This is a genomic window from Bacteroides sp. Ga6A2 (genome assembly GCF_000702225.1).
Classification (GTDB): domain Bacteria; phylum Bacteroidota; class Bacteroidia; order Bacteroidales; family Bacteroidaceae; genus Ga6A1.
Genome location: NZ_JNKX01000071.1, coordinates 1 through 6,841, shown reverse-complemented (window position 1 = coordinate 6,841; position 6,841 = coordinate 1). Strand labels below are relative to the sequence as shown.

General features: G+C 38.8%; 5 protein-coding genes. All 5 read left to right on the top strand.

Annotated features, from left to right (window positions below):
* On the top strand, positions 1-1,054 hold a 1,054-nt coding region (locus T538_RS0113400; protein WP_051656110.1), incomplete at its 5' end, for a BspA family leucine-rich repeat surface protein.
* Positions 1,011-2,612, top strand: a complete 1,602-nt coding sequence (locus T538_RS0113395) for a BspA family leucine-rich repeat surface protein (RefSeq protein WP_051656109.1) — start codon at positions 1,011-1,013, stop codon at positions 2,610-2,612. The genes T538_RS0113400 and T538_RS0113395, both read left to right, overlap by 44 nt.
* Positions 2,613-2,696: 84 nt before the next feature.
* Positions 2,697-3,491 carry an MBL fold metallo-hydrolase gene (locus tag T538_RS0113390; RefSeq protein WP_031534439.1) on the top strand — a complete coding sequence of 265 codons (795 nt, stop codon included), beginning with the start codon at positions 2,697-2,699 and terminating at the stop codon, positions 3,489-3,491.
* A gap of 536 nt (positions 3,492-4,027) precedes the next feature.
* Positions 4,028-5,725, top strand: coding sequence for a BspA family leucine-rich repeat surface protein (locus tag T538_RS0113385; RefSeq protein WP_081834997.1), 1,698 nt, complete (start codon positions 4,028-4,030; stop codon positions 5,723-5,725).
* Between the two features lie 9 nt (positions 5,726-5,734).
* Positions 5,735-6,706: a BspA family leucine-rich repeat surface protein gene (locus T538_RS0113380; protein WP_051656107.1), complete on the top strand. Its 972-nt coding sequence runs from the start codon at positions 5,735-5,737 to the stop codon at positions 6,704-6,706.
* Positions 6,707-6,841 lie beyond the last annotated feature (135 nt).

Genomic DNA, 6,841 nt, shown 5'->3' with positions numbered 1-6,841 from the left:
GGTAGTATCGCCCGATGGCACGACACTTACCTTCTATTTTGACAAACATAAGTCTTCCCGACAAGGTACGGCGTATAGGCTGAATGTTGGAAAAGCCAATCCTAAATGGGTTGATTTCGTGGATTTTGGAGAATATTCATTCCCGAGAAACTCGAATTATACGACGGTAGTTTTTGACGAGTCGTTTAAAGATGCTCGCCCCGTATCGTGTGCATATTGGTTTGGCGGATTTAAAAATCTGACAAAAATAGAAGGCATCGACAATCTGAATACTTCGAGAGTGAGGAATATGAGTTGTATGTTCTGGGGGTGTGACATTTTGCAGAGTGTAGATATGAGCGGTTTCAATACCTCAAAAGTAACGGATATGAATAGAATGTTCTGGGGGTGTAAAAGTATGGAGAGCATTGATTTGAGCAGTTTCAATACTGCAAATGTAACAGATATGAGTTATATGTTCAGGGGGTGCGAAGTTTTGGAAAATCTTGATTTGAGCGGTTTTAATACTGCAAATGTAACAGATATGAGTTGTATGTTCTGGGAGTGCGAAGTTTTGGAAAACCTTGATTTAAGTAACTTCAATACTTCGAAAGTGATAAGTATGGACGGTATGTTCTCTGGTTGTAAATGTTTGTCAAAGCTTGATGTAAGTTGTTTTAATACCTCGAAAGTGGTGATAATGAGCGAAATGTTTGAGGATTGTAAACGCCTGGAGAGTGTTGGTGTAGATGGTTTCAACACCTCGCAAGTGATGGATATGGGCAAAATGTTCTCAGGTTGCGAAAATCTGCAAAAACTTGATATAAGCAACTTCAATACTTCGTTGGTAATAGAAATAAGCGAAATGTTCTCTGGTTGCAAAAGTTTGAAAACAGTTTATGTAGGAGAGGGCTGGGATACATATTTAGTTGGGAATCCTGAATATGTGTTTTATGATTGCACCAGTCTTGTAGGTGGTAAAGGAACAAAATACGATTCTGAATTTGTAGATGTTGCTCGTGCAAAGATAGATGGCGGCAAGGCAAATCCTGGATATTTTACTGCTAAAAAATAAGAAAGTTGAAAAATCAGAATTCATGATAATGTCAAAATTTAATATGAAACGCAATATAGCATTATTTTTCCTAAGCCTTTTGGGACTTGTGATAAAACCTATGTCTTCCATGGCGCAAGAAGCCTATGTAATTAAATCGCTCGACGGCACAACGCTCACGTTTTATTTCGACGACCAGAAGGAGTCCCGACAAGGCAAGGCGTATATCATAAATAATGAAGGACAAAATAATTCCGAAGGTAAGGGCATGTCTTTTTTAGTCTTAGGAATAAGACATTATGTCACAACGGTTATTTTTGACGAGTCGTTTAAGGATGCTCGTCCGGAATCTTGTAGACAATGGTTCAGAGGCTTTTCTGGCTTGACGAAAATCGAAGGTATAAAAAATCTGAATACATCGAGCGTAACGGATATGAGTTGTATGTTTAAAGGTTGCTGCGGTCTGACGAGCCTTGATTTAAGCGGTTTCGATACTTCGAATGTTACGAATATGAGTAATATGTTCGAAGATTGCAGCGGCTTGACAACCCTTGATTTGAGTGGTTTCAATACCTCTAATGTAACTGATATGAACAAGATGTTTATTTATTGCAGAAGCCTTAAAAGTCTTGATTTAAGCTGTTTTAGTGCTTCGAACTTAACGGAAATGAACAATATGTTCTCTTATTGCAGCAGTCTAAAGAATATTAATATAAGCAATTTTAATCCCTTGAATGTAACGAGCATGAGCAATCTATTTGAAGGTTGCAGCAGTCTTGAAAGTCTTGATTTGAGTGGCTTTAATACCTCTAAAGTAACGTATATGAACGGTTTGTTTGCTGGCTGCAGTAGCCTTAAAAAACTTGATTTGAGTGGCTTTAATACCTCTAACGTAACGAGTATGTACAAGCTATTTGAAGGTTGTAGCAGTCTTGAAAGTCTTGATTTATGTAATTTTAATACTTCAAACGTAACGGATATGAGTGGCTTGTTTGCTGGCTGCAGTAGCCTTAAAAAACTTGATTTGAGTAGGTTTAATACCTCGAATGTAACGGATATGAGTGGTTTATTTGCTAACTGTAGTAGCCTTAAAAGCCTTGATTTGAGTGGGCTTAAGACATCGAATGTAACAAGCATGAGCAGTCTGTTTGAAGGTTGTAGGTTTGTGAGTCTTGATTTTAGTGGTTTTGATACCTCGAATGTAAACTATATGAGCAGAATGTTTGCTGGTTGTGATATAAAGAACCTTGATTTAAGTGAGTTAAAAACATCTAAGGTGGTGGATATGAGCAGTATGTTCTCTGGATGTCGTTTGACGAGTATTGACATGAGCAATTTCGATACCTCTAATGTAACGGACATGAGCGAAATGTTTGCTTTTTGTATGAATCTTAAAACAGTTTATGTGGGGGACGGCTGGAATACAAGCAAGGTAACACGCTCAGAATGGATGTTTGATAAAGTTGCACATCTTGTTGGGGGTAAGGGAACAATGGCTTATTATAGTTCCGCAGATAAGTCCCGTGCTAAAATAGATGGTGGTATAGACGATCCTGGTTTTTTTACGGCTAAGAAATGAGTTGAAAGTTGAAACTTGAAAATTGAAACTTGAAAAATTTAGACAGTTGAAAATTTTTTCTTTGAGAGTTGAAAACGGTTGAAAATGAAATGGACTGTTCTAACAGACAATCGTAGCTGTAACCCCTTGTTGGAGACGGAGCACGGTCTGTCTGTCCTGCTTGAAACTGAAAGGCATCGTGTCTTGCTCGACACGGGAGCAAGCGATGTCTTTGTGCGTAATGCAGAGCGCCTTGGCATCGACCTCAGCACGGTGGATTATGTGTTTATCTCTCACGGACACAGCGACCATGCCGGCGGATTAAGGCATCTGCTTAGTCTGAACGATAAAGCACAAATAATCGTCTCGCCCGATGCCGTTAGCGGAAGTTTTTTTTCAAAGCGCGGCCGTCTGCACAGCATAACTGCCGAATGGCCCGAGGAGATGCGCGAGAGATTTCTTTTTGTAGATGATTCTTGTGTGATAGCAGACGGTCTGTATATTATTGCCCATATCTGTCAGTCGCATCCTATGCCGCTTGGCAACCGTCATCTGTTTGTGCAAGATGCTGTTGGCAACTATGTCAACGACGATTTTCGCCACGAACTTGCGCTGTATGCCGATGGCTTGCTCTTTACCGGTTGTGCTCATAGCGGCTTGGAGAATATCCTTTCGGCTTGTTCCTATCCTGTTAGAACTGTTGTCGGGGGATTCCATCTGCTCGACGACCACGAGACGGCGGATGAATTGTCCAAACTTGCCAATAGGCTGACTGATGCTTATCCTCAAACGCAGTTCTATACCAGCCATTGTACGGGTGATAAGGTCTTTTCTTCTCTCCATGCTATAATGGAAAGCCAGATTCACTCTTTTAGTTGTGGCATGTGTTTTGATAATTAACAATTCACAATTGACAATTTCTTTAGTTGAAAGTTGAAAAATCGCGGCAAGGTAGATTCAACATAAATTCAAGGTTCGGGGTAGCTACGGGGTAGGAACGGGGTAGCTACGTTCAAGATACGTTCAAGGTACGTTTAGGGTACGTTCATGTTACGTTCAAGCAAGCCGGAAGCAAGGGGCAAGTAAGCCGGAAGATACGTGGAAGTTACGGACAAACGAGCTGGAAAATTCGTTTTCCCAATATAGTATATAACCGTTAAAATATATGAATTTTAACGAATAAATGCCTAAAAAATGTAACGTTACAACCTTTTAAATAATTTTTTATGCTGTTCTGCTTGCTCGGATTTCCGAATCAGAGCATCTGAAACTATAAGCATTTGTAATGCCTCAACCCCGATTCTGGTAAATTTGCTGCTCGAACATCTTATTGTTTATGTAGAAAAGTTAAATAATTATAATTTTTTTGTCCGCTTTAAGATGAAAAGTGAAAAATGATTTAATTTCGCAGGCGTAATTAAATCATTTTTTAGTATATGAAACATTTTTTCACAAGATTACTAATAAGTATCTTATTTCTTTGTGCAATCTCTATTCCTGCTATGGCGCAAGAAGCCTATGCCGTGGCATCGCCAGATAATACAACGCTTACTTTTTATTATGATAACGAGAAAGCCTCTCGCGAAGGCACGGCGTATGAGTTGAATATCGGAGCTGATAGCCCAGGGTGGGTTAAATATGTCATTAAGCCGTCTGTAACGAGCTCTCAGGTAACGTCTTGTCAGAAATTTATCACGGTCGTTTTTGACAAATCGTTTAAGAGTGCTCGCCCTACATCGTGCGCATCTTGGTTTGCTGGATTTAAAAACCTAAGAAAAATTGAAGGTATAGAAAATCTGAATACATCAAATGTTACGAATATGAGTTATATGTTCTGCGAGTGCAATTGCAGTCTGGCAAGCTTTGATGTTAGCAGATTCGATACATCAAATGTTACGGATATGAGTGGAATGTTCTGTGAGTGCGGCAGTCTGACAAGCCTTGAGTTAAGCAATTTCGAAACATCTAATGTAACGAATATGGGCAGGATGTTCTTTGAGTGTGAAAAGCTTACAAACCTTGATTTAAGTAGCTTCAACACTTCAAAGGTAACGAACATGTGCAATATGTTCTATGATTGCGAAAAACTTACAAACCTTGATGTAAGTAACTTCAACACTTCAGAGGTAACAGATATGAGCAGTATGTTCGAGTATTGTTTCAAACTTACAAACCTTGATTTAAGCAGCTTCAACACTTCAAAGGTTACTGATATGAGCAAGATGTTTCATAGTTGCACAAGCCTCACAAGCCTTGATGTCAGCACATTTAACACCTCAAATGTTACGGATATGAACTGGATGTTCGCAGAATGTAAAGGCTTGAAAAGCCTTAATGTTAGCAACTTAAACACATCTAATGTAACGAATATGGGTTTCTTGTTTTGCGAATGTTGTAATCTTACAAGCCTTGATTTAAAAAGCTTCGACACTTCAAATGTAACAGATATGACTGGCTTGTTCTCTGAATGCTTTGAACTGAAAAGCCTTGATGTAAGTAACTTCAACACTTCTAATGTAACGAATATGATAGGTATGTTCGAGTATTGCATCAGTTTGAAAAGCCTTGATTTAAGCACATTCAACACATCTAATGTAACGAATATGTTTCATATGTTTTTGGGTAGCAGAAGTTTGACAAGCCTTAATGTTAGCAAGTTCAACACTTCGAATGTAACAGATATGAGTAGCATGTTCTCTGGTTGCGAAAGTCTTACAAGCCTTGATGTTAGTAACTTCAATACTTCAAAAGTTACGAATATGCTTTGGATGTTCCGCGACTGCAAGAATTTGACAAAACTTGATTTAAGTAGCTTCAGCACCTCGAATGTAAAGAATATGATGTTAATGTTCGCGTTTTGCGAACGTCTTACAAGCATTGATGTTAGCACATTCGATACCTCAAGTGTAACAGATATGAGTAGAATGTTCTATGCTTGTCCGAACCTTAAAACAATTTATGTCAGAAAAAATTGGAATATAGGCAATGATACGAAATCTACAGAAATGTTTAAGGACTCGCCAAAACTTGTAGGAGGCAAAGGTACTCTGTTTAATCCTAAAGTTACAGACGCCAGTCGTGCAAAGATAGACGGCGGAAAGTCAAAGCCTGGATATTTTACAGCTAAAAAATAAATTAACTATATGAAGCATTTTTTCACAAGATTACTAAGTATCTTATTTCTTAGTGCAATTTCTATTTCTGCCTTAGCACAGGAAGCCTATGCCGTGGTGTCGCCAGATAGTACAACGCTTACTTTTTACTATGATAAAAAGAAAGCCTCTCGCGAAGGCACGGCGTATGAGTTGAATGAAGGAAATGGCTGTCCTAAGTGGATTAAACGGAATGAATACTCAATCCCTGATAATCCTTATTATACTGTGGTTGTTTTTGACAAGTCGTTTAAGGATGCTCGTCCTGCATCGTGTGCACATTGGTTTGATGGATTTGGAAATCTTACAAAAATTGAAGGCATCAGTAACCTTAATACTTCAAAAGTAACCGATATGAACGCTATGTTCAAGGGGTGCAGATGCCTTGAGAGCCTTGATTTAAGAGGTTTCAACACTTCGAATGTTACGGATATGAGCGGTATGTTCAGAGGGTGCAAAAGACTGACGAGGCTTGATTTAAGAGGGTTCGATACTTCGAAAGTTATGGATATGGGAACGATGTTCTCTGGTTGCAAGGGCCTTGCAAGTCTCGACGTCAGTAGATTCGATACATCAAATGTAACAGCAATGCTTGGCATGTTTGTTGATTGCAAAAGTCTGACAAGCCTTGATGTTAGTAAATTCAACACCCGAAAAGTAACAAGAATGAGCGGTATGTTCTCGGGGTGTAGCAGTTTGTTGGAACTTGATTTAAGCAAGTTCAATACAGAAAATGTAAGGAGTATGGAGATGATGTTTTATTACTGTACGAGCCTAAAAACAATTTATGTAGGAGAAGGGTGGAATACGTCAAAAGCAGAATTTACAGACAGAATGTTCGAGTATTTGACGAGCATTGTTGGTGGCAAAGGAACAAAATACGATTCTGAAATTATTGATGCAACTCGTGCAAGGATAGACGGCGGAAAGTCAAATCCGGGATATTTTACGGCTAAGAAATGAGTTGAAACTTGAAAATTGAAACTTGAAAAATTTAGACAGTTGACAATTCATAATTGGTTGTGGAGTGTCGTCGCAAATAAAAAGAGTCGTTTTTCTTCATTCACGAAAAACGACTCGTTCATCACCAAGTTAAGC

Excerpts from the sequence above, each read along its gene's own strand:
- T538_RS0113395 (WP_051656109.1), top strand. The coding sequence starts at position 1,011 with ATGGCGGCAAGGCAAATCCTGGATATTTTACTGCTAAAAAATAAGAAA.
- T538_RS0113390 (WP_031534439.1), top strand. The coding sequence starts at position 2,697 with ATGAAATGGACTGTTCTAACAGACAATCGTAGCTGTAACCCCTTGTTG.
- T538_RS0113385 (WP_081834997.1), top strand. The coding sequence starts at position 4,028 with ATGAAACATTTTTTCACAAGATTACTAATAAGTATCTTATTTCTTTGT.
- T538_RS0113380 (WP_051656107.1), top strand. The coding sequence starts at position 5,735 with ATGAAGCATTTTTTCACAAGATTACTAAGTATCTTATTTCTTAGTGCA.